Origin of the sequence: Thioalkalicoccus limnaeus, assembly GCF_041197575.1 — a bacterium.
Taxonomy (GTDB): domain Bacteria; phylum Pseudomonadota; class Gammaproteobacteria; order Chromatiales; family Chromatiaceae; genus Thioalkalicoccus; species Thioalkalicoccus limnaeus.
The window spans coordinates 1-724 of record NZ_JBDKXB010000085.1 but is presented as its reverse complement, the minus strand read 5'-3'; the positions used below and the strand labels follow the sequence as shown (position 1 = coordinate 724).

The following is a 724-nucleotide window of genomic DNA, read 5'->3' as shown; positions in this document are numbered from 1 at the left end:
ATTGTAGACGAACATCCGCTGCGCGAAATCCGCTTCGTTCCGACCCTGCACTTCCACATGGACCAGCACCCAGTCCTCTTGCCCGTCCGTTCCGGTGACCCGCACCAGGGAGTCGGCCCAGCGCCGCCCAAGCTTGGCATCCCGCACGACCTTTTGCAGTTCCTTGTCGAGCAGGGTGTAGCCCTGCGTCCAGTCGATGCCGGCATGGGCCTCGGGAAAGAAGAAGGCCAGGAACTCGGCAAAGTAGCGTTCCAGGACCGTCTTCCACGGGGAGTCGTAATCAGCCATGGTCGCTCGGCTCGTCAGCGGCGATCCGGTTCGGCGCAGCGAAGGACCAGGCCAACCCGCACTCCTCCCGCCAGCGCCCAATTTCGACGATCCGTCCGTTGCCGTAGATGTCGACCTCCTCGCCGGCGATCATGGCCGCTCAGCCGCGTCCGGCATACCAGGCTGGTGCGTTGAGTGCCCCGGAGCCGGCTGGGCTTGGCGTAGGGCTTCGAGCCAGCGCTCACCATCGGGTTGAATCAGCAGTTCCTCGCCCAGCGCCTCGAGCACCTCGGGGTCGACGATCGCCGCCAGCAGCGGCTCGGCCTGGGCCGCCACCGCCGGCCCGAAACGGCGGCGCACCTGGCGGATGAGTAGATGGCGGGTTTCCTTACGCCCCTGCTCCAGGCCATCATGTCGCCATTGTTCGGTCCAGGTCTCGAGCTGTTCGGTCAGCATT

General features: G+C 65.7%; 1 protein-coding gene and 2 pseudogenes. All 3 read right to left on the bottom strand.

The annotated features are described in order from the left end of the window. A pseudogene (locus ABC977_RS18210) lies at positions 1–288 on the bottom strand (cytosolic protein); the annotation flags it as partial. After that, positions 281–421, bottom strand: a complete 141-nt coding sequence (locus ABC977_RS18205; RefSeq protein ID WP_369668687.1) for a hypothetical protein — start codon at positions 419–421, stop codon at positions 281–283. The pseudogene ABC977_RS18210 and the gene ABC977_RS18205, both read right to left, overlap by 8 nt. Then, positions 418–724 (bottom strand): annotated as a pseudogene (locus ABC977_RS18200) (hypothetical protein); the annotation flags it as partial. The pseudogene ABC977_RS18200 and the gene ABC977_RS18205, both read right to left, overlap by 4 nt.

What these genes read in the sequence shown, in the direction of transcription:
- ABC977_RS18205 (WP_369668687.1), bottom strand. Translation starts at nt 421, where the DNA reads ATGATCGCCGGCGAGGAGGTCGACATCTACGGCAACGGACGGATCGTC.